This is a genomic window from Treponema pectinovorum (genome assembly GCF_900497595.1).
Classification (GTDB): domain Bacteria; phylum Spirochaetota; class Spirochaetia; order Treponematales; family Treponemataceae; genus Treponema_D; species Treponema_D pectinovorum.
The window spans coordinates 253,348-277,003 of record NZ_UFQO01000001.1 but is presented as its reverse complement, the minus strand read 5'-3'; the positions used below and the strand labels follow the sequence as shown (position 1 = coordinate 277,003).

The window sequence follows — 23,656 nt, the reverse complement described above, 5'->3', positions numbered from 1 at the left end:
CTCCTTACATTCTTATACCTTTAATTATCGGACAGATTTAATGAAATCATTATTATCAAATCCAGTTGGAAGCCTCATAAAAGACTGGCATAATTTTTCTTTAGCTACAAAAAATTTGTGTGAAACTTTAACCGAAAATTTCCCTGTTGACCTTAGCGGACTTCAAGGCTCTTCCATCGCATTTTTTGCTGCAAATTTTATTGAAGAAACGAAAAAAAATGCACTTCACGCCATACAGTATACTTCAACAGGTCGCTATTCACAAGGCGACAGTAAATCGCCACTTCAAAAGAAAATATCTACAAGTTTGGATTTTGTTTTTATAGTTCCAGATGAAAAAGAAGCACTTTCTCTTACTATAGATTTAAAAACTGCATTTGAAGAAAATGTCGATATTTTTACTCTTCCTTGGTGGGGAACTGTTCCATACAGGGCTGCAAACGTTGGTTCTGTAATTTTTGGCCAGCGCGCTGGAGTTCTTTCAAAACTTGTATTTCAAGAACGAAAGGTAACTTCTTCTTCAAAGCCAAGAATATTTCTTGTTACACAAAGAGCACTTCAATCTCCTGTTCCTCCTCCAGAATATCTTCGTTCTTTGGTCTTTAGCCTTTACAAAGGCGAAGAAATAGATCCTTTAAAAATTGCAGAGGAACTTTCAAATTTAGGTTATACAAAAGTTCCTCGCGTAAGTCTTTCTGGAGAGTTTAGTTTACGAGGCGAAGTTTTAGACATATACACTCCCGGAAACGATTTTGCATACAGAGTTTTATTTGATTTTGAAAAAATTGAAACTATAAAGATATTTTCTCCAGAAACTCAGTCTACAATAGGCGAAGCGGACAATCTTTTGGTTTTTCCGATGAAAGAGGTTATTTGGAATAGACAGTTAATCGAAAAACTTGAAAATGCCGAAGATTTTAGCCTTCACTTAAAACTTACAGAAGAAGCGCAAAAGGCAAAAGATAAGCTTATAGAAAATCTTAAAGATTTTGGTCAGACAGAAGGCGAAGAACTTTTGTATCCTGTGCTTTGGGAAAAAATCTACACCGTATTGGACTATGTCGATGAAGAAACTCCTGTTTTTTACTTTGATTACGACAGACAAAAAAATGCTCAGGAAAATTTTAACCGCGAATACAGCGGAATGTTTAGAATTGCAAGGCAGACTTTTCCTGTTTTGGATGTTGAACAAATGCTTCTGGATTTTGATGAGGTAGTTTCTATTCATCAAAAATCTATCTTTTTTAGAACTTTGCATACGAGCACAGAAGATGAAACCAGCGAAATTATCGAAAAAAAAGATACAAAATCACCACATAAAATTCATATTCCTGTAAATCCTGGAAGAAGTTTTTTTGGAAACATAAATTATCTAAAAGAAGAGATGGCATCTTTAATTCAAAACGGCTGGAAAATTTTAGTCTTTGCAGACAATGCAAATCAGTCGCTCAGGATAAAAGAGATTTTAAAAGATTTTGAAATTTCAATCCTCCCGTTTGCGATAAGTCAAGGGTTTGGAATCGAAGAAACTAAAACACTCGTCATTCAAGAAAACGAAATTTTTGGAAGAAGAAAATATGTTCCAAAATCATTAGGCCATGTAAAAAGCCAAGCGATTGACACCTTTGTTGAACTCAACGAAGGCGATTTTGTAGTTCATGCAAATTATGGAATCGCTCAATTTAAAGGAATTCAGCGCGTAAAAGCGATGGGCAACGAACGCGATTACATAAAACTCGAATATGCCGACGAAGAGTTTGTCTTTGTTCCGATTGAACAGGTAAATCTCGTTCAACGCTACATTGGAAACGAAGGCGAAAATCCAAAACTCGATAAAATCGGCTCAAAATCTTGGGAAAATCGAAAAAACAAGGTAAAAAAAGCAGTTGAAGATTTGGCAGAAAAACTTATTGCCCTATACAGCAGGCGTCAGGCTTCGAGAGGCTTTCCTTTCCAAAAAGACAATGAGTGGCAAACTGCCTTTGAAGCGAGCTTTCCTTACGAAGATACAGAAGATCAGTATACGGTAACAAAAGAAATAAAAGCCGATATGGAAAAACCGGTACCGATGGACAGGCTCATCTGTGGGGATGTTGGTTTTGGGAAAACCGAAATTGCAATGCGAGCGGCTTTTAAAGCTGTAATGGGCGGAAAACAAGTCGCTTTTCTTGCACCAACAACGATTCTTGCAGAGCAGCATTTCGAAACCTGCATAGAAAGGTTTTCAAACTTTCCAGTAAAAATTGCACACATGAGCCGTTTTGTTTCTCAAAAAGAACAAAAAAAGATCCTTTCGGAACTTGAAAGCGGAGCAGTTGATATTTTAATCGGAACGCACAGGATAATTCAAAAAGACGTAAAATTCAAAGATTTAGGTCTTATGATAATAGATGAAGAGCAGCGATTTGGCGTAAAAGACAAAGAAAAATTAAAATCGCTTAAAGCAAATATCGACTGCCTTGCGATGTCTGCAACTCCAATTCCGCGAACACTTCACATGAGCCTTTTAAAAATAAGGGATATGTCGCTTTTAACAACTCCACCACAAACAAGGAAGCCCATAGAAACGATAGTTTCTGAATATACCGAAGAAAAGGTTGCAAAAGCGATAAGGCAGGAAGTTGAAAGAGGAGGTCAAGTTTTTTATTTGCACAATAGGGTAGAAAGCCTTGAAGAAATCCGATTAAAACTTCAGCGATTGCTTCCAGAAATGATGATAGATATAGCTCACGGTCAAATGAGCGCCGAGGAATTAGACGACATTTTCCGCAGGTTCAAACTTGGCGGTTTTCATGTTTTGATAGCGACTACGATAATAGAAAACGGAATCGATATTCCAAACGTCAATACTATAATAATCGACAGAGCAGATATGTATGGAGTCAGCCAGCTTTATCAACTTAGAGGGCGTGTCGGAAGAAGCGACAGAAAAGCGTATGCGTATCTTTTGTATCCAGAACACAAGGTTTTATCCGAAGTTGCAATGAAAAGGCTACAGGTTATAAGCGATTTTACAGAGTTGGGTGCAGGATTTAAAATTGCGATGAAAGATATGGAAATTCGAGGTGCAGGAAATCTCTTAGGAAGAGATCAAAGCGGCGATGTTTATTCTGTTGGATTTGAACTTTATGTAAAATTGCTGAATGAAGCAGTGGAAAGGCTAACTTCGAAAAAGGATTATGAAAGCCAAAGTGAAGCTTTGATAGAACTTGAATATACAGGATTTATCCCAGACAGTTACGTTCATTCAATTCAAATCAAGATGGAAATCTATAAAAAGGTCGCAACGATTCAGACAAAAGACGAGCTCGACAGGCTCTTTAATGAACTTGAAGACAGATTTGGTCCAATTCCAGATGAAGTTTACAGTCTTTTGAGCCTTGCAGAAGTTCGCATAATCGCAAAAAAATTGAGCATAACGACATTAAAAGAACACAAAGGCGAAATTGCAGTGGAATTTGGACGAGTAGCAGATATTCCTCTGGACAAATTAATGCGCCTGATAAAAGAAAACACAGGAAAAATAAGATTGGACAGCAAAAAACCGAATCAGATAATATTATCCACAGGAAAAATCGGCTTAAAAGAAAAAAGCCAGTTCATAAAAGAAAAGCTCGAAACGCTTTTGTAGATTTGTAAGAGAAAGGAGAAAACAATGGGATTATTGAGTGATTTTTTCTTTGGCGAATCTAAGCAAAATAACAAAACACGAAAAAAATCATCAAATCAAAGCCCAAGCTTATTTGATAGCGATTATGATGATTATTATGAAGAAACCTACGAAGATGCCCTGTTGGGAGACGAAGATGCCATCGATGAAATGCGCGAAGAATTTGGAGATGACTGGGAAGATGAATATTAAAAGTTTTTATATGGTAAACGTTTTCATTCAATTCAATATAGAGAAAAAATCTGATTGCCTACATTCATAATTAAGTTTTTACTTTCATATGCAGAAATTTTTTGTTGTAAAAAAACTCTATATACCATATCATTAAAGAATATATCAAAACAATTTTTTATCTAATAAGGATTTCATCTTATGGAAAACAATCAATTCAAACCGTTTATTCCGGCAGACCGAATACTTCCGGAGATAACACCTGTGTCTATCCTGCTTGGGATTATCCTTTCTGTACTGTTTGGAGCGGCAAACGCATATTTGGGACTTAGAGTAGGAATGACAGTTTCTGCATCTATTCCTGCTGCTGTTCTTTCAATGGGTCTTATTCGCATAATAATGAAGCGAGATTCAATCCTTGAAAATAACATGGTTCAGACTATTGGTTCTGCTGGTGAGTCTCTCGCAGCTGGAGCAATTTTTACTTTGCCTGCTCTTTTTATGTGGGCAGCAGAAAGCGATGCTGTTTCTAAGCCTTCGTTTTGGATTATTGCCACAATATCACTGTGTGCGGCTCTTTTGGGAGTAATTTTTATGGTTCCTCTTAGAACCGCATTGATTGTAGAAGAACACGGAATTCTTCCTTTCCCAGAAGGAACTGCCTGTGCAGAAGTTCTTTTGGCAGGAGAAGAAGGTGGTGACAAATCTAAACTCGTATTCTCAGGACTTGGAATTTCTGCTATCTATAAATTCCTTGCAGATGGTATAAAACTCTTTCCATCAGAAATTGACTGGACAATAAAAAGCTTAAAAACAGGTTTTGGTATGGATATACTTCCTGCTTTAACGAGCGTTGGATATATTTGTGGACTTAAAATCGCTTCATATATGTTTACAGGTGGTTTGATAGGTTGGTTTGTTGTAATTCCATTGATAAGTTTTTTTGGAGCAAACGATATAATATCTCCCGCAAGAGTTCCAGTTGCAGATTTGGGTGCTTGGGGAATATGGAGCAACTACATAAGATATGTAGGTGCTGGTGCCGTTGCTACAGGTGGAATTATCAGCCTGTTAAAATCAATGCCTACAATCGTAAAAACTTTCAACAAAGCAATAAAACAATTTGGTCACAAAGAAACTTATGAAGCTCGCACAAATCAAGACCTTTCTATGAAAGTTCTTATAGTGATGGCAATCATAATAATGCTCGTAATCTGGTTACTTCCAGCAATTCCTGTAGGAATTTTAGGGGCATTGATTATAGTTGTATTCGGATTTTTCTTTGCAACTGTTTCCAGCCGAATGGTTGGTCTTGTAGGTTCTTCAAACAATCCTGTTTCTGGAATGTCTATTGCAACCTTGCTCATTGCAACTGCTTTGCTCAAATCTACAGGACATACTGGAATTGCAGGAATGACATCAGCAATTTGCATCGGAACAATTATCTGTATAGTTTCTGCAATGGCAGGCGATATTTCGCAGGATTTAAAAACTGGATATATCGTTGGGGCAACTCCAAAAAAGCAGCAACTTGGCGAAATAATCGGTGGAGTTGCAGCAGCATTGGCAATAGGTGGAATAATCTATCTCTTGGATGCAGCATGGGGATTTGGTTCTAAGGAATTACCTGCACCTCAGGCAACATTGATGAAACTCGTTGTAGAAGGCGTAATGGGCGGAAATTTACCTTGGACTTTAGTCGCTGTAGGAGTTGGAATAGGAATCTTAATTGAACTTTTGAGAATACCTGTTCTTCCTGTTGCAATCGGTGTATATCTTCCTATTCATCTTTTAACTCCAATCTTTATTGGTGGCGTAATCAGAGAATTCTTCAATAAAAAAGGCGAAAATGGCAAACAAATCACCGAAAAAGGAGTGTTGTATAGCTCTGGCTTGATTGCAGGCGAAGGACTTATCGGAATTCTCCTTGCAATATTGGCTGTCATTCCTGCATCAACAGGAAAGAGCGTTCTTAGTGTAATAAGTTTAAATGGTATGCTAGGCAATGCTGGAGGACTTATTTTCTTTGCTTTGTTCATTGCAATCTTTATCATGATTACTGCTCGCAAAAATAAAAACTAGGAAAACAAGATAAATGAAAAAAAAAGTGAAAAAACTTTCTGCAAATTACATGGACATAGTCTTCTGCCACAAAGTTGAAAACGCTTGGCGTGTTAAAGAAGACGGTCTTGTTGAAATCGATATGGAAAACACAGGCTTTTTCAACAAAATTGCACAGAAGTTTTTTCACAAACCAAAGGTAAGCCATATTGCGCTAGACAAATACGGAACGGCGTTATGGCTTACTCTTGACGGTAACTCTTCCGTTCTCGATATAGAAAAAATGATGGAAGAAAAATTCCCCACCGAAAAAGGCAAAATGCTAAATCGCACAGTCCATTTTTTAGGAACGTTGCAAGCAAATGGCTTTATAATAAAGAAAAAGTAGAATTTTTTTAAGCCTTTTGCAGCAAAATGATCCTTTGATAATAAAAAACAAAGTCTAAAAATAGCATCGAAAAATCCACAAAAAAATATTTAAAATCAACTATTCATAATCCACATCAATCTCCTTGACTTTTAGAGAAAACACTTCGTACAAAAATTATAAATTTAATAAGCAAAAACTAAAAAAACTCCTAAAATACGCATTTTTGTTGCCTGTGCAACAGTTTTATATAGTTAGTTTAGGCTAACATACTCGTAAAGTTAGTTAATCTGACTAAAACTAAATAAAGGAGGTTTCCAGATGAAAAAATCAGTTTTTATGGCAATATTTACATGCATTACATTGTCTGTATTTACTGCACAAACAAAATCAAAGGAAACATTGATACGCGTAGGTATCCCAAAGGCTCCTCCAGCGTTGCCAATCATACGCATGATTGACTCAAATGCTCTTGGAGATAGCGCAAAAGTTGAATTCACAGTATGGAATTCACCAGAACAGTTAATTTCAATGATACAAGGAAAAGAACAGGATATGTTTGCTTTTCCTCTGACAGTTGTTGGTAAACTCTACAACAAAGGTATGCCTTTAATTCTAACAAATGTAAACACTTGGGGTGTAACTTATTTTCTTACATCTGATCCAAACTACAAAGATTGGGCAGATTTGAAAGGAAAAACAGTTTACGTTCCGTTAAAATCATCTCCTCCAGATGCTCTAACCCAATATTTTATTGGCAAAGCAGGTCTTGTGCCTGGAAAAGACGTTGAACTTGTCTACCTTTCAATTCCGGAAGTTACACAACTCTTAGTTAGTGGAAAAGCGGTTTACGCAACACAAATTGAACCTCAAGTTACTGCATGTCTGATGCAGAATAAAAATGTTCGTGTTGCTACAAGTTTTGAAAACGAATGGAAAAAAGTGACAGAAGATGGTTCTATCGTTCCGAACGCAGGTTTTGGCGGTCGTAAAGATTTTATCAAGAAAAATTCAGAAGCTGTTGCACGTTTTGAAACAGAATATGAAAAAGCTTTGAACTGGGTTTTGCAAAATCCAGAAGAGGCCGGAAAGTTAGCAGAAAAATATCTTGGTTTGAAAGCTGGTTTGATAAAAAATGCAATTCCAAGAATGGGTTTGCAGTATAAAAATGCTTACGATGCAAAAAATGATTTGAACCAGTTATACAAGATTCTCAATGACTTTGATAAAACTATGGTAGGTGGAAAGATTCCAGATGAAGGCATGCTCTATAAGAAATAAAATTCTTTCTACAGCTGTCTTTGTGCTAATTTGGTGGGTTTTGACTTTAATCTACCCACCAATAGTAATTCCGACGATTCCTTCTGTTATCAAGTCGATTGGGCAAATTGCTTTTTCAAAAATAATGTGGCTTGAAATCGGAAGAACATTTTATCGCCTGTTTTTTGGGTTATTTTTTGGTGTTCTTTTTGGAGGAATCGTAGGATTTTTTTGTGGTACAAATAAAGTATTCCGCCAGTTTAGCATGACTTTTATAAATATTTTGCAAGTTGTTCCGCCTGTTTCCATTTTGATTCTTACGATTATTTGGCTTGGATACAACGGAAAACCTGCGATTGCAATTTCTGCTGTTGCGATTTTCCCAACAATTGTGATATGCGTTCAAGATGCAATCTTAAATCTTGATAAAAAACTTTTAGAAATGGCTAAACTATTTAATCTTTCAAGAACAAAGCGGATAAAAAAAATAATATGGCCGTATATAAAACCACAAGTTTATTCAGCTTTGAAGATTTCGATAGGAACAGCTTCAAAAACGATTGTGATGGGCGAAGTTCTAACGACAGTAACAGGAATTGGCGGACAGATTGTTACAGCGAGATTGAATATTGAAAGCGAGATGATAATTGCGTGGACTTTTGTGGCTGTTGTAATGTATTTAGTTTACAACAAAATTTGTGCTTTATTTTTCAGCGATAAAAAGCAAATTAGGATTAACGCAGATGTTAAAAGTTCAAAATCTTCGTAAATACTATAATCACAAGAAAATTCTTTCTGATATTTCTTTCGAAGTTGAAGACAATCAGATTGCTGCACTTGTTGGTCCTAGCGGATGCGGAAAGACTACATTGCTAAATATCATTTCTGGGCTAAATTCTGACTATACAGGTTTTGTTCAGAATAATTTTCATAAAGTTGGATACGTTTTTCAAGAAGACAGAATTCTCCCATGGTTGACAGTTTTTGAAAATATAAAGATTGTTCGCGAAGATGGAAGCGACAGAGAAGTCAATCAGTTTATCGAAATGGCAGGTTTAAAAAACTATGAAAATTATTTTCCAGAAGAATTGAGCGGTGGAATGAAACAGCGTTGTGCCATCGCAAGAGCCTTGTATTTTGGAAGCGATTTTCTTCTTATGGACGAGCCATTTAAATCTCTCGATTACATATTAAAGCAGCAGATGCTCCTTGATTTGAAGAAGATTCAAGCTCAGCAAAAAAACTCAATTTTGTTTGTAACCCATGATATCGATGAGGCGATTTTTATAGCAGATAAGATTCTTGTTTTACAGAAAAATCCTTGCAAGATTGTAAAAGAAATTTATCTCAATCAAAAAACAAGAACAGGAACAGAAAAAGATTTTCTAAAAGACGAGATTCTTAAGTTGATTAGGGGTGTCTAACTTATAGGATTTTAGGAGTCCTGTGTCTTTGACCAGCGTATTGAGAAGGAGAATAAAATGTTTTTTTCAAAACTTCCTGTTAGTAAAGTATTTAATCTATGTGATTTTATTGCGTTAAAACCTCAGATGGTCATAAGCAAAAATATCTGTAGCTCAACATCTTTTGATATGACGCTATATTCTTTTGGAGCAGGAGAAAGCATTACATGGCAGACAATTCCTGATGATATTTTACTTTTTGTCCTCGAAGGCGATGTTTTTTTAGAAGTTAAGGAAAATGGCTTAGCTAAAGGATTTTCTGCAATAGCAGGAAAATGTCTTTTTGTAAAGGGCGGAAACGAATTTCAAATAAGTGGGAATAAACCATATAAGATGGCTTTTATGGTTGTAAATAATTTTGGAGGAACAGATATGTTTATTAAAAATTTTGAGCAGGGAAAAATCGTTACCCTCAAAGAGCAGATTGAAGTTGAAAGCGGAACAATCGCAAGTAAAACACTTGTAAACAGCGATGCAATGACTATGACAATTTTTGCGTTTGATGCAGGGCAGGGGGTCAGCACTCATTCTGCCCCAGGTGATGCATTTGTTGTCTGCCTTGAAGGCAAAGCGGAAATTGAGTTAAACGGCGAAAAACTTATCATTCACTCTGGAGAATCATTGATAATGCCAGCAAATGCACCTCATGCTGTAAAAGCAGTTGAACCATACAAGATGCTTCTTACAGTTGTAAAAAAATAGGAAAGTAAAATGAATTATGACTTACCTTTGAGCATTGGAATTGATGCTGGAAATACTTCAATCAAGATTGCTGTATGCGACAAAAACAACAAAATCATCTATTCAGATTATAAGATTCATCAAAGTAGAATCGACGATTGCTATAATCAAATAATTTCTGCAATTCCAGAAAGTGTTGTCGAAAAAATCTCCTACGGCTCTGCCAGCGGTATTTTTGCAGGCTTGATATTTGGTTCAATTGAAAATTCTATAGAATCTTTGGTAAAAGGTGTAAAAGCAATTTGTCCAAACGCAGCATCTGTTGTCGAAATGGGAAGTCATAATTCGCAGTACATCACAGGTCTTCAAAACGGAAACATACAGTTTTCTGCAAACAAAAATTGTGCGGCAGGAACTGGTTCTTTTTTTGAAGATCAGATGACACGGCTCGGTGCAAAAATTGAAGATTATTCAGATTATGTTTTAAAAGCAACTTCAATTCCTCGCATTGCAGGCCGTTGTTCAGTCTTTGCAAAGACTGATATCATACATCGTCAGCAGGACGGTGAAAAAATTGAAAACATATTAAAGGGTTTGACGTATTCAATGGTTGCAAACTTCAAAGGAACAATCATGTCGAAACTCCCATTAGAAGCACCAATTTTTTTAGCTGGAGGATGCAGTAAAAATATCGGTGTAATTATGGCTTTTGAAGATTTACTTCATCTAGATAAAGATTTTATTGTTTGTCCAGAAAGTTCAGTTGCTCAGGCTGTTGGAACTGCAATTTTAGCAAAAGAAAAGCAGCTTTCTTGGAAAAAAACTGATATCAAAAATAAAAAAGAAACTAATATTTCAAATTCAATTTCAGATAACGAACTTCCAAACCTTATAGATGATTATCCGACAGAAAATCTTCATCAAGTTTATCAGTTTGTACCCGGAGAGCCTGTTTTTCTTGGAATAGATGTTGGCTCAACAAGCACAAATTTTGTTTTAGTCAATCAAAAAAATCAGGTATTAGATTATCAGTATTTTAAAACGCTCGGAGATTCGGCTGCCGCTGTAGAACGAGGGTTTGAAAGCTTGAAACAGAGATTCGGTGACAAGCTCAATGTTAAACACAGCGGAGTAACAGGCTCTGGACGAATTGCCATTGGCAAAAAATTTAATATCCCAGTAGTAAAAGATGAGATAACCGCACAATCTACTGGAACTTTATTTTTGAATCCTGAATGCGACACCATTTTTGAAATCGGTGGTCAAGATGCAAAATATATTAAATGTGAAAACGGGAAAACTATAGATTTTACAATGAATAAAGTTTGCTCCGCTGGAACAGGTTCTTTTATCGAAGATCAGGCAGAGCGACTTGGAATTACAGCATACGAATTGGGAATGAAGGCTTTTGAATCAAAAAATCCTTCTAATCTTGACCAGCGTTGTACTGTTTTTATGAAAACCAGCATAGAAAATCAGCTTGTACAAGGCGACTCACTTGAAAATATATGCGCAGGTGTTTGTTATTCTGTTGTAAAAAATTATATAAACAAAGTTGTAAGCGGAAAAACCATAGGAAAAAAAATCTGTTTTCAAGGCGGTTTGGCTTACAATCACGGAATTATAGCAGTGTTCAAGAAGATGTTTGGAGATAGGTTTGCAATCACGCCATATTTTAGCGTTACTGGGGCTTTAGGAATGGCGCTGCTGGCAAAGGAATCTTTTAATCAAGCAAAAGAAAAACGAGTAGACAACGCTATTGTTGAGCTGAACAAGCAGCTGTTTGAGAATATTCAAAAAACGACATTTGGAATGTATTCGGAAGATTTTGAGCCATCTAAAAAGACTGTTGGAATCCCACGCTCTATGATGATTTATAAATTATTTCCATTTGCATACAATTATTTTAAAGAACTTGGGTTTAACGTGGTTCTTTCTCAAAGAACGGACGAAGATATAGTCCGCATCAGCCAAAATTTAGTAAAAGAAGAGACATGCTTTCCAATCAAACTGATGCACGGCCACATGCAAGAACTGGTAGAAGCTGGTGTTGATTATATTTTTATGCCTTCGGTGTACACTATGCAACACGCTCTTTCTAATCTCAAACATAATTACGGATGCGTTTACATGCAGAGTGCAGCCCGACTTGTTGCCGATGTTTTAAGATTTGAAGAAAAAGGAATAAAACTTTTGAATCCTGTTTTGCAAATGGATATGGGAGCACCTCACATGGCTTTTGCGATGATAAAAATAGGGCTAAGGCTTGGGAAAAATCCTATTCAATGTAAAAACGCTCTTTTAAAATCTGGAAAAGCACTCAAAATGGCACAGAAAATTCAAGAAGAGGATGGTAAAAATCTTCTCGAAAGAATTTCTGAAAATGAAAAAGTTCTTGTTTTAATCACGAGAACTTATGGTTTGATAGATGACGTGCTAAATATGGGACTCCCAAATTTACTTTTAGAACGCGGTTGCACAGTTATCACTTTGGGAAATCTTGAAGGCCACGAAGTTGATATTTCAAAAGATTATAAAAACCTTTACTGGCCGTTCAGTCAGCATATTTTGAGTGGTGCAAAAATAATAAAAGATAATCCAAACCTATATGCTGTTTATCTTACAAATCATGGGTGCGGACCGGACACGATGATAAATCATCTTTTTGCAGAAATTATGGGCAAAAAGCCGTATCTTCAGATTGAAGTTGACGAACATTATTCAAAAACGGGTCTGATTACAAGAATAGAAGCGTTCCTGTCAAATCTCGAAAAAAATGAAAACAAAATTTACAAAGATGATTTAGCGCATGGATTTTTATCTGATGATTTAGACGAGCTTGATAAATCATTAGCAATTTATATTCCTCATTATGATTTCATAAGTAGCAAAGTCTGTTCGCAGTTGAAAAATCTAGGCTACAATGCAAAACTTCTTGAGCCAACAAGCAGAAAATCGCTCACTTTAGGAAAAGATAGCACAACATCTAAAGAATACGTAACATTTGTAAGTCTTTTAGGTGATGTTTTGCTTTTTGAAAAAGAAAATCCAAAATCAGAAGAAATAAAACAGCTGCTTTTATTTCAGACAGAAGGCTCAGAAACTGATGGATTTTATGCAACTGTAATTCGCTCAAAATTAGATTTGCTTGGCAGAAGCGATATTCATATCATTGCTCCAAAAGTTGAGCAAATCATTTATCAGAAAAAAGAGATTTTTGACATCTTCTGGAATGCAGTTTGCTATGTTGATGAAATGTTTGAAAAAAATGGTTCTATCAAAAATCAAAATACTAAAACACTTTATATAACAGGAAATCCTCAAATTATCTTAAATCAGATTTGCAACAGCAACTTTTTTGATTATCTGAAACAAAAAGGCGTGAACTTTAAATGCCATTCATTTAAGGAATATTATCTTTTTATGTGGATGGAAAAAATCAGACAAGAAAAAAATACTCCATCAGAAATAAAAAAACGATTAAAAAAACTGATGAAGGGAACAGCAATAAAGAATTTGCAAAAAATAGCAGACAAAAAGGTAAAATTGCTTACAGGAACAAATCTTCGGTATAGATATGCTGCGAGGACGATTTTTCATAAAGACTGCGATGCAGTTATTGAATTGGTTCCAATGTATGAAAACGGAACTTCAATTTTAAATATGATGAAGGAAAATAACAAAGAAAGGCTTCCTTTATTTCAGATGCAGTTTGACGGCAAAGAAAACAAAGATGATTTTGAAATGCTCGATTCATTTATGGAATTGATTAAAAAATAATTGCAGCAGAGAAAGCAGTATTTCACAGAAATATTTCTGAATATTTTTCTTTTGCACTTTTTAAATTTATGGGTTAAGTCAGAAAGTAGGTCAGTGTTCGTTAGTATGGAAAAACCGGTGACTGAACTTATTAAATCTTTTAGAAATAACATGAAAGACTGCACGAATCTTCAGGTTAAGAATCTAAAAAAATGATACTGAAAAAGTTCTGGCAGAATGCACAAAAAAATCTGTCTTCTGGGCTGGCTAGATAGAAAGCTCTTGGACTATAATAATAGAAAAGAAAGAAGCTGTGACACCTTGGGCTTAAGTTCCTGCCCGAATAGGATTTAAAGACAAAAAAAGAGGGAAGTTGAAAGATAAGGATTTAATGTGAGAAGATAAATCAGGAGGATAAAAATGCAGCTACAGATAAGAGATAGCCTTAATACAGTAAACAAACTTATTTCTCTTGTAGAACAGGCCGAAAAACAATTTAAAAGTGCAAGAAACTGGAGCTTCCTGGATATTTTAGGCGGTGGAACCATTACAGATCTGGTGAAGCATTATAAGCTCAGAAAAGCTGGGAACATAATGAATGAAGTAAACTATTATCTTCAGCAGTTAAGTGTTCAGCTTGGTAATATAAACATTCCGGCAGATTACAGAATGCAGATAGGTAGTTTTCTTACATTTGCAGACTTCTTCTTTGACGGAATATTTGTAGATGCATATATGACTTCAAAAATAATGAAAAGCCTTGAACAAATCCGCAATTTATTGAATAAACTTCATCAGGCGAAAGACAGTCTTGAATCCATGATTACAGACGGAAATTAAATATGAATTTAAGACTTGAACAGGGTATGTCCAAAGCAATTTCTAAAAAACAGACGCAAGCTATTTTGAAAAATGAAAAAAAGATATGGTAGGCAGCAATATTGTGGTATTATGAAATTCAATTATTCTTATGCAATTTTTGTTTTACTAACTTTACTATTGACCATTATTGCTCAGACTCAATTAAAACTGAAATCTAATTCTTCTGAAATTTACTGTGGAGTTAAAAGTAACCAGAAGTTACATAAAAAAGAATAGAAAAGGGGAGTCTAACTAATGAGTTTTGCACAATTTATATTACCTATTATTGCCTCTGTTTTACCTAACAATCAAAAATATCTTGATCAGGATATTATAAAACAAAGTAAATATGATGATAACCAATCAATTGAACACAATAATTGTTTGGAACACCAAACAATTTTAAGAAAATATGATGATTCAAGCAGATTTCTTCAATTTGTTAAACATTCATCACATAGATCGCATTCATCGCATAGCTCCCATTCCTCTCACTCAAGTGGTACTACAAGACACAGTTCACATTCTTCTCACTCAAGCGGTACTTCTTCAGGAGGTACTTATAGTGGTTCATCAACTACGGAAACAACTACTATACCCGCAGTTACTGTTAAAGTAACTCTTAGTTCCGATACATCTACAGTAACAGAAATCTCATTAACATGGTCAACAACAGGTCTTACTAGTAGTGAAATAAAATCCATTGATATTTATCAGAATGATAAATTATTAAAAACTGTTTCTTCATCAACTTATACTGTAACCAATCTTACTCAGAATACAAGTTATTCATATTATATAAAAGTTAAAACAAGTAGTAAGGCTTATACATCAAATACTATTACTGTAAAGACAAAACCTGATTCATAATTTATAATAAAAAATCAGATTTAAAAGTTGATTCTGCCGAAGTAAGCAAATAAGTTTGAGAACTTATTAGGACTGTAATTTTAATTTTTTTATATTCAAAAGTAAAAATTAGTTACTCATTTGCAGGATGAAAAGATATAAGTCGTGAATTTTTATATATCAGCTCTATTATTCCTTTATAACTATCATTTTAATAATATTAGGTATTATTGAAATAATCTTTTTTCAACGGAGAAAAAATGGGACAACTAAAGAAAGTTAATGCAATAAGTGAAAAATTTGGAAGAGATTATTTATTAGTAAATTCTTGTTGTGAACACATTTTCTTGGCAGAGAAGGAATACAACAACTATATAGAAGATATTACTAAGTGTTCTCCAGAAACTATTGAAATTCTCAAATCTCGTTTTTTTGTTTATGAAGATAGTGAAGAAGAATTATTTAATAAAATATATAAAATAAAATACACAACAAAGCATTCATATCTTGAAAATGATAATTTATTACTAATGGTAGTACCTACTATCTCATGTAATTGTAGTTGTGTTTATTGCCAAGTTAATAGCAAAAAAGATAATTCGAGTGAAAACAATATGTCTTTTAAAACTATTTTGAATTTTTGTGATTTTGTTTTTTCTCTGCCTCATAAGCACATTAAAATTGAGTTCCAAGGAGGAGAACCATCATTAAAATTTGATTCAATTGAAACAATTGTAAGAAGATTAACTCGATTAAATAAAAGGCAGAAAAAAGAACTAGATTATGTTATTTGTACAAATCTATTAAATATTTCAAAACATGAATTAAAAATTATAAAAAAATTTAATATTGCAATTTCAAGTTCATTAGATGGTCCTAAAAAACTACATAATGCAAATAGACCTTCAATCTATTATAGTTCCACATATGATTCATATATAGAGAATGTTAAATATGTAAGAGAACATGGTATATATCCTTCTGGACTTGTAACAATAACTGCACAGAATTTACCACATATGCGTGCAATTGTTGATACGTATATTGAAAATAATTTTGATGGAATATTTTTAAGACCATTAAATAATTATGGTTGTGCTTTTAAGAACAAAAATGTCTATTATGACTTGAGTAAATATATAGAAGCCTATAAAGATGCCGTTACATATTTAATTAAAAAAAATCTAAATGAAGGAATCCATCTACGAGAAGAGATGTTCTCGATAATTCTGAGAAAAATTTTGACTCCTTTTAATGATGGATTTGTTGATATGCAAAATCCTTGTGCTCTTGGACAAATGTGTCTTATGGTAAAACAAAATGGAGATGTTTATCCGTCTGATGAATCACGAATGATTTCTGAAATGGGAAACGAATATTGGAAAATGGGTAATATAAATTCTCTCGATTGTTTACGAACAATGAAACAAAAAAGAGTTGAAATATTAGATACCGGACGACTTGAAAATTACGAAGGATGTAAAAATTGTATATATAGTCCATTTTGTTATGCTGACCCAATCAAAAAATGGTATATAAAAAACATTGCTGGAGAAAACTACGAATCATATTGTGGTATAAGAAAAGAATTATTTAAATTCGTTTTTGAACAACTTAGAAATGCTGATGAAAAGAAACTTCATTTATTTAGGAAATGGGCAAATGTCTGAAGATATAAAAATTATTATTCCAGGTAAAAAAAAATATAAAATTATTGATTTATTCTCTGGCTCTACAAATTCATTTAACCAAACCTTAGAAAAAATACATGATATTATAATTCAAGTTGAAGGAAAGCAAGAATTACTTTATAGAATTGAAAATAGACAATTAACATTTTTTATTACTTCAAAATGCAATCAAAGATGTATCATGTGTCCTCAAAAACTTGATATAGATAGTATCCATAATGATTTAATTGTACAGTGTGTAATAAACAACTTAGATTATTCAATTATTGATGAAGTTTGTTTTACTGGTGGAGAACCTTTGCTAAAAATGAATCTGATAGATAGTTTTATTGAAAAATCTCCATCTAACATTTTGATAACTATCTTAACAAATGGAACAATATTTCCTTCATCAACAATACTTAATTCTAGCAGAGTTAAACTTTGTGTACCTTTATATTCATTTTATGATGAATTACATAATCGTATGACAGGTTCAAGCGCATTTTACAAAGTTATACATAATTTGATGGAAATCTCACAATTCAATATTCCAATAGAACTAAGGTTTGTACTAACAAAACAAAATATAGGATTATTAGAAGAGTATGCGAGATTTGTTTGGAGAAATCTCCCTTTTGTACAAGATGTTGCATTTATGGGAATGGAACTTACTGCAGAAGCAAAAATTAATAAAGAATCATTATGGATTGATCCAAATCAGTATATTTCATCTCTACAAAACGCTGTTGCCATATTGAATCATTACGATATTACAGCATGGATTTATAATTTACCTTATTGTTTATTTGATGAAAAATATAGAAAATTTTTAATTCAATCCATTTCTCCATGGAAAATAAAGTATTTGCCAATATGTGATAAATGTCAATTACGAGAATCATGTGGTGGAATGTTCTTCTCTGATGTTAAAGATTTTGAAGATATAATACATAATTGTATTGAATAGGGGCATATATTAAGTTTTTAGTTCCATTCTTGGCAAGTATCTACTAAATTTCGAATTTTTGGATGCGGATATAAATACTTTTAACACTTTTTAAATAAGAATAAAATTAGGTAGACAGAATATACATTATAAGAAGTAAAATCTCTGTTTAGTTTTCAAACAATTCAAAATAAAAACTCCCTCGTTTTTAACGAGGGAGTTTTCTCACGTTTTTTTATAAATCTAATTTAATGCTGTCTTTAGAACTTCAAGATTTTGTTTCATTGTTGAAAGATAGGTCTTTCCTTTTGCAACATCTTTTGTGCTCACTGACTGCAAGGAATCTAATTCCATAATTTTTTGATCTTTTGATTTTGAATTTTTTATAATTGTTTTTGCTATTTTCTTGTCGGATTTTTCTAAGGTTAAAACTGTGTTCAATCCATTTTCATCAATCTTTTTTGATAAAAAGGCAATCGTTTCAAAACTTGCTTCGGATTCAGCACTGCAACCTAAGAAAGCAGCATAATAAGAGATATTGTAGTCATGCAATAAGTATGTAAACGGAAATCTATCTCCAACTAAAACTGTCTTTAATTTTGAAGTCTTTGCAACATTTTCGTATTCTTTGTCGAGCATAGAAAGTTCATTCAAATAGTTTTTTGTGTTCAACTTGTAAACTTCAGCATTTTTTGCATCGATTTTTTGAATTTCTTCTGAAATTTTTTCTGTTAAAATCATTGCATTTTTCAAAGAAAGCCATACATGTTCATCGTATTCAACTTCATCTTCTTCATGCTCATGATTGTGTTCATGCTTATGGCTAAGTCCAGCATGTTCTAGCATATCGTCAACAATGTCATCTGAATCAAAGTCTGCCGGATAATAAGTTGGCCAATGTTCCATTTCTTTTGAAAGCGCATCGAATCCTTCATTTCCAAAATAAAGATGGAAATGCTCTACTTTTGTTGGTGCTATATTGTGATCGCTAAATTGAATGTATTTTGGAGCATCTGTGTTCTTTGCATTTTGTGCTTCAAAAAAGAAACGAACTCCTCTATTTCCTTTTGGATAATTGTAAACTTGGTATCCTTTGTAAGAATATTTTGCGGTCGCTGTTTTTCCATTTTTATAAAAAGAAATTTTATTTCCTTTTATGACGATTTTTTCAACATCAGTTTTATAGCCTTCCTCATAGTATTGCTTGTATTGTTGTGCAGTTTTATCACCATTTTCTGCCTTTGCCTGCATAACTTCGTCCAAAGAACCGTCTTTTAAATAAGGGTAAACCGACTGCCACTCACCTTCCCAATCCGAGAGTTTTCTGTCTTTTATTTGAGAATCTTCAAAATAACCTTTAAAAACCATCATTGATTTTTCATCATGATGATGTCCGTGTTCATGGTGATGGTGTTCTCCATGATGATGCTCTGTACACTGCATTCCTTCTATAAGTTCTTCCTGGCGAACTTTTTCCCCAAGGACTTCCATCATATTGATAACTTTTATGTTCTTATTTGTGGCATTTTTTAAAGCGCCCTTTACCCAATCGTCGCTTTCTCCACCGACATAGATGAACATATCCGCCTTTGAAATTTTTGCAATATCTTGAATGCTTGGCTGATAACTGTGCAAATCCGTTCCTTTGTTTTGAAGAAACGAAACATCAAATTCACTTGCCTTTGAACCTAAAATATTCATAACCCAGTCGTATTCAGGAAATGAAGTACAAACTATAGTTTTTTTTGGAGCAGCAAAAATTGAAGCAGAACAAAGAAGCATTGCGCCCAGTAAAATTGATTTAATTATATTTTTCATTGTTTTTCCTTTTTGTATTTTTAATTTAAAATTTCTTATTATTTGGAAAATTTTTAATGCTAATCATTTAGGCGAATCTTTTGCGATACTAAAGTCTTCTTTATCGTTATCTGATTTTTTAAATGAAAGCATTTTTCAAAAAAACTGTTGAATTCTTTTTTTAAAATATATAAAAAGAAAAAAAATAAAGTTAAAAGTTGCAAATTATTCCTTGTCAGCTGAAGAATCAAACAAATCTGGCATTTTTCTTCGGAGCATTGGTGATTTGATTCTGCGATTTCAAAGAAAAATGAAAATCCTATAAGAAAAATAAATGAGAGTACAAGGATTTGTTTTATTTTTTTTTGCTGTTCGTTTTGCATTTTGGGCAAAGTCCATTTAAAGTTGAATTATCCAAATCTATTTCCAATCCCATGGTTTTTGAAAGGGATTTTATATAGGCCACAGTATTCTTGTCTGTAAGGTGCATAACAGAAGCACACTTAGAGCATTGAAAATGTATATGCTCATGGCAATTTTCTTTTTCTTCGGCATTTTGATATATAAAACCGTCGTGCAAAGAAGATTTGTGCCTTATCAAGAGCCCCTGCTCCGTCAATTTATCGAGATTTCTGTAAACAGTGGTCTTATTTACATTCAGTCCGTTTTCCTTTAAAAATTCCAGTAGTTCAAATGCTGTAAATCCTTTTTCGAATTTTGATTTAACAAACTGATAAATTAAATCCGACGTCTTAGTCTTATAAGATTTTTGCAACATAGTTGCATTTTATGATTTTAAGATTATACTGTCAATAGAAAATATTTTTAGCTTTATGATTTTTTTTAAAGAATATAAAAGACATCTATTATCCCTTCTCTTCTTTTTATTTATAGGAGTTTTAGTTTTTGCGTATGATTTGAGAAATCCTGATTTTGCCAGAGTCGATTTTGATCTTTCTAAACTCAACAAAACGATGATTGCAGCCTTTCTTTCGGATATGGATTTTAATTGTGAAAAATATGAAAACAAAACGATTAGAATCAAAGGTTTTTTTTATATTTTTGATGAAACCTCTTGCGATGTTGATGATGTAATATTTGGCTGCGTTGTGCCAGATGAGGCTGGATGTTGCTTAAAAGGCTTGGGTTTTAAATTAAAAAACAAAGATGATATTAAAAACAAAAAAATAAAACCTTACGATGAAATAATCGTCACAGGAATTTTTAAAACCTACGATGAAAAAGGAGAAATTTTTAAAGGGCTCGTGCAAGCCTGTTTAGATTGTAATTAGAGTTTTATTTTAATTATTCTTGGGAATTTCTCTGCTCTATTAACTTTAAATTTATTGCTGCTATCCGTCTGTAAAGTTCAAAATAATCTACAAAATTTTCGTCTGGAAGATTTTGTTCTGGTTTTAAAACTCTGTCTTTAAAAATTTCGTTAGCAACTTTTACACCTTCTCTTTTTATTTTTTTAGAATATTCATCGTTTAATTCTTTTGTCCAACCTGTTATTTGAGGTTTTGCAAATGTTTTTAATTTTTTTATAGATGCAACTTGATATAATTTCTTGCCTGAAAAATCTTCTATCGCATTTCTAAAAGCCCTGTCTTTAGAAAAAACAAGAGTGCATTTTAGAATATTATTTTCTCTTTTAAATGAACAAAAAGAATCGCTTTTAAAAAAATCCTGTGCGTTTTTTGTTTTTAGGAACTCATCAAGCAAAGCGATTTCGTAAAATTTATATTCGTAAAGGCTTCCCCAAAGACTTGCACTTAAACTTTCTCGCTTGCGCTGATTTGTAACAGGAAAAATAAAAATCTTTTCTATACTGATTGTCTTTATAAGTTCCGCATTTAAAGCAGAAACAACTTTTAATTCGTCTACTTTTTCATACATTATAACAGATGCTATTTCATCTTCAGATTCTATTCCAAGACTCAGAGTTGAGGCGAACTCAATTTTTGGCAAAGGATTAAACCCTGCAGTATATACAACAGGAAGATTAGATTTTTGTATCGCTCTATTAAACATCTCAATCAAAGAAAGATGGCTTATAAACTGCCCGCCATCTTTTTTCGTAAATTTAAAAATACATCGATATAAAACAGGGATATTATGTTCTTGCCTTCTGTCAAAAAAATCTTCAGTTATAGCAAGAGATTTTTTACTTTTTTGTATACTTTTATCTACATCTTCTTGAAATTTATCAGTATTGACAGCGACTTTTGAATTGCAAACTCCACAGCGATGTTCACAATTAGGCTTACAGATAGGAGTTAAAATCTTTTTTTCGTGCTTTTCCCATTCTTTTAAATAAAAACTTTTAGGGGGGCCAAGACTTACATCATCCCACGGCAGAGTTTCTGCTTTATCTTTTTCCCTTAAAATTTCTTTTTTAACATCGTAATCTGCTTCTGCAAAAGTTTCTTCCCACAATGGCAAATCTTTTCTCAAATTTTCTTCCCAGGCATCCAGGCGAATTCCTTTTTTATACGCTTCGTATATTATTTTCCCTGCTCTCTTATCACCACGACTGCAAAGTGCTTCTATATAACTTGTGGAAACATCGTGAGTTCCAACTTTAAACTTTCCTTTAGGGAGATTTTCTCTTATATAGCGAAGTTTTTTTTCACTTTCTTCTGGGCTTATTTGGCGAGCCCATTGATAAGGCGTGTGAGGTTTTGGAATAAAGGTTCCGACATTTACATGACATTGAATTTTGGTTTTTTCCTGTAATTCAAGCATAAAATCTACGATAACTTTTTCTTCAGTTTTTTCTTGAGTTTCGAAAAATGGCAACCCTACCATAAAATAGAATTTCGCCTTGTTCCATCCGTGAGATTTTGCTTCATTTATGAGTTTTTCAAGATGCTGAGCGTAAACTTCTTTGTTCAAACACAACTGCCAAGTTTCATCTGGAGTTTCTACCGCAAAGGTCAAGCCTGATTTTCTAACTTCGTTTAATTCATCTAAAATCGGAAAAGTAAAGCTGTTGACTTTTAAAGATGGAAGCTGAAAAGAGATATTTCTTGAACGATATTTTTCATTCAATTCTTTTAAAAGCCCTGCAATATCTGGATAATCTGCACTCGAAAGACTCGTGAGGCTTATCTCTTTATATCCTGCCTTGGTTACAAGCTCTTCTACATAATCAAAAATCATCTTTTTGGAGCGCGCTCTCTGCGGTCTGTAATAGATACCTGCATGGCAAAACCTACAGCCATTGGGACAGCCTCTCATTATTTCGACAACGCCGTGGTCTTGAACAGTTTTTATGTTAGGAAGTGGAAAATATGATTTTAGAGGCTCGTCTTCGGCAAAATTTTCATAAACCGCTCTACGAGCGATTGAATGACCATAAGTTTCTACACTCATTCCTTCTGTCCAGACATTCGGACTTTTAGCAAATTCTTTGAGCATTTGCTCTTTTGTCGCACCACTTTTTTTCATCTCGGCCAGGCTCTCTATCAATTCAAACATTCCACCTTCGGCTTCTCCAATAAAAATTGCATCAAAAAAAATGCTGAACGGAGCAGGATTTGTAGCGCCAACGCCACCTGCAATGACTATAGGATGTTCTTCTCCCCTCTGCTTTTTTAAAAGCGGGAGTTTTCCGCAATCTAAAATTTGAAGTGCACCTATTATTCCAAGTTCATATCCGATTGAAAAGCCTATCATGTCTAGATCTTTTAAAGGAATCCCGGTTTCAAGCGTATACAGCGGAGTTGAAGTTTCTTTTAACAGTTGCTCAAAATCTTTTTCTGGGCAAAAGACCCTTTCGCACCTTATATTTTTCTTTTTGTTTAAACCTTGATATATTATTTTTATCGCTTGATTGCTCATTCCTATCGCATAGGTATCTGGGAAAGCCATTGCAAAATTAAAAAGGTCGTCGTTTTCTGTGTGATTTTTTACAATTTCTCCAATTTCGCCTCCAAGATAGGTTGCAGGATTTTGTACGCCGATGAGTTTTGCCCCGAATACTTTGATAGGATTTATAAGATTTTTCATAAGTCGATTAACGATTATAGAGTAAATATTTCTTAATTGACACTGGTAATACGATTCTTTATGAATAGACAAAAAAAGCATCCC

The 23,656-nt window shown here is 33.7% G+C and carries 17 protein-coding genes; 14 read left to right on the top strand and 3 right to left on the bottom strand.

Translation table 11 applies throughout. From position 1 onward, the window contains the following. The first annotated feature begins 40 nt into the window (after positions 1-40). From mfd to FXX65_RS01155, 13 genes are all read left to right on the top strand, one after another. Complete coding sequence (mfd, locus tag FXX65_RS01215) at positions 41-3,631, top strand: transcription-repair coupling factor (protein WP_147614734.1); 3,591 nt, start codon at positions 41-43, stop codon at positions 3,629-3,631. 24 nt (positions 3,632-3,655) lie between these two features. Further along, positions 3,656-3,862, top strand: a complete 207-nt coding sequence (locus FXX65_RS01210; RefSeq protein ID WP_147612507.1) for a hypothetical protein — start codon at positions 3,656-3,658, stop codon at positions 3,860-3,862. 180 nt (positions 3,863-4,042) lie between these two features. Further along, positions 4,043-5,923, top strand: coding sequence for an OPT family oligopeptide transporter (locus FXX65_RS01205; protein ID WP_147614733.1), 1,881 nt, complete (start codon positions 4,043-4,045; stop codon positions 5,921-5,923). A gap of 13 nt (positions 5,924-5,936) precedes the next feature. Further along, entirely contained in the window at positions 5,937-6,290 is a 354-nt protein-coding gene (locus FXX65_RS01200) for a PqqD family protein (protein ID WP_147614732.1), read from the top strand. A gap of 300 nt (positions 6,291-6,590) precedes the next feature. After that, the gene (locus FXX65_RS01195) at positions 6,591-7,550 is read left to right on the top strand and encodes an ABC transporter substrate-binding protein (protein ID WP_147614731.1); all 960 of its coding nucleotides are present in this window, start codon (positions 6,591-6,593) and stop codon (positions 7,548-7,550) included. After that, the gene (locus FXX65_RS01190; RefSeq protein ID WP_147614730.1) at positions 7,525-8,298 is read left to right on the top strand and encodes an ABC transporter permease; all 774 of its coding nucleotides are present in this window, start codon (positions 7,525-7,527) and stop codon (positions 8,296-8,298) included. Before FXX65_RS01195 ends, FXX65_RS01190 begins: the two co-directional genes overlap by 26 nt. Continuing rightward, on the top strand, positions 8,273-8,953 hold the full coding sequence (locus FXX65_RS01185) for an ABC transporter ATP-binding protein (protein ID WP_147614729.1): 681 nt from the start codon (positions 8,273-8,275) through the stop codon (positions 8,951-8,953). Before FXX65_RS01190 ends, FXX65_RS01185 begins: the two co-directional genes overlap by 26 nt. A gap of 57 nt (positions 8,954-9,010) precedes the next feature. Beyond that, complete coding sequence (locus tag FXX65_RS09690; protein WP_222704209.1) at positions 9,011-9,694, top strand: cupin domain-containing protein; 684 nt, start codon at positions 9,011-9,013, stop codon at positions 9,692-9,694. Positions 9,695-9,703: 9 nt separating this feature from the next. After that, positions 9,704-13,453 carry an acyl-CoA dehydratase activase gene (locus FXX65_RS01175; RefSeq protein WP_147614728.1) on the top strand — a complete coding sequence of 1,250 codons (3,750 nt, stop codon included), beginning with the start codon at positions 9,704-9,706 and terminating at the stop codon, positions 13,451-13,453. Between the two features lie 399 nt (positions 13,454-13,852). Then, positions 13,853-14,272 carry a hypothetical protein gene (locus FXX65_RS01170; protein ID WP_147614727.1) on the top strand — a complete coding sequence of 140 codons (420 nt, stop codon included), beginning with the start codon at positions 13,853-13,855 and terminating at the stop codon, positions 14,270-14,272. Between the two features lie 276 nt (positions 14,273-14,548). Then, positions 14,549-15,163: a fibronectin type III domain-containing protein gene (locus FXX65_RS01165; protein ID WP_147614726.1), complete on the top strand. Its 615-nt coding sequence runs from the start codon at positions 14,549-14,551 to the stop codon at positions 15,161-15,163. A gap of 239 nt (positions 15,164-15,402) precedes the next feature. Continuing rightward, on the top strand, positions 15,403-16,812 hold the full coding sequence (hxsB, locus tag FXX65_RS01160) for a His-Xaa-Ser system radical SAM maturase HxsB (RefSeq protein WP_147614725.1): 1,410 nt from the start codon (positions 15,403-15,405) through the stop codon (positions 16,810-16,812). After that, on the top strand, positions 16,805-17,782 hold the full coding sequence (locus FXX65_RS01155; RefSeq protein WP_187116185.1) for a radical SAM protein: 978 nt from the start codon (positions 16,805-16,807) through the stop codon (positions 17,780-17,782). The genes hxsB and FXX65_RS01155 overlap by 8 nt, the downstream gene beginning before the upstream one ends. A gap of 222 nt (positions 17,783-18,004) precedes the next feature. Here FXX65_RS01155 and FXX65_RS01150 read toward each other — a convergent pair whose 3' ends face one another. Beyond that, complete coding sequence (locus FXX65_RS01150; protein ID WP_147612518.1) at positions 18,005-19,579, bottom strand: metal ABC transporter solute-binding protein, Zn/Mn family; 1,575 nt, start codon at positions 19,577-19,579, stop codon at positions 18,005-18,007. Positions 19,580-19,913: 334 nt separating this feature from the next. After that, the gene (locus tag FXX65_RS01145; protein WP_147612519.1) at positions 19,914-20,336 is read right to left on the bottom strand and encodes a Fur family transcriptional regulator; all 423 of its coding nucleotides are present in this window, start codon (positions 20,334-20,336) and stop codon (positions 19,914-19,916) included. A gap of 55 nt (positions 20,337-20,391) precedes the next feature. Between FXX65_RS01145 and FXX65_RS01140 the strand changes: the two genes are divergently transcribed. Beyond that, entirely contained in the window at positions 20,392-20,850 is a 459-nt protein-coding gene (locus FXX65_RS01140; protein WP_147614723.1) for a hypothetical protein, read from the top strand. A 13-nt stretch (positions 20,851-20,863) separates the two neighbouring features. Here FXX65_RS01140 and FXX65_RS01135 read toward each other — a convergent pair whose 3' ends face one another. Then, the gene (locus FXX65_RS01135) at positions 20,864-23,572 is read right to left on the bottom strand and encodes a TIGR03960 family B12-binding radical SAM protein (RefSeq protein WP_147614722.1); all 2,709 of its coding nucleotides are present in this window, start codon (positions 23,570-23,572) and stop codon (positions 20,864-20,866) included. Positions 23,573-23,656: the final 84 nt, after the last annotated feature.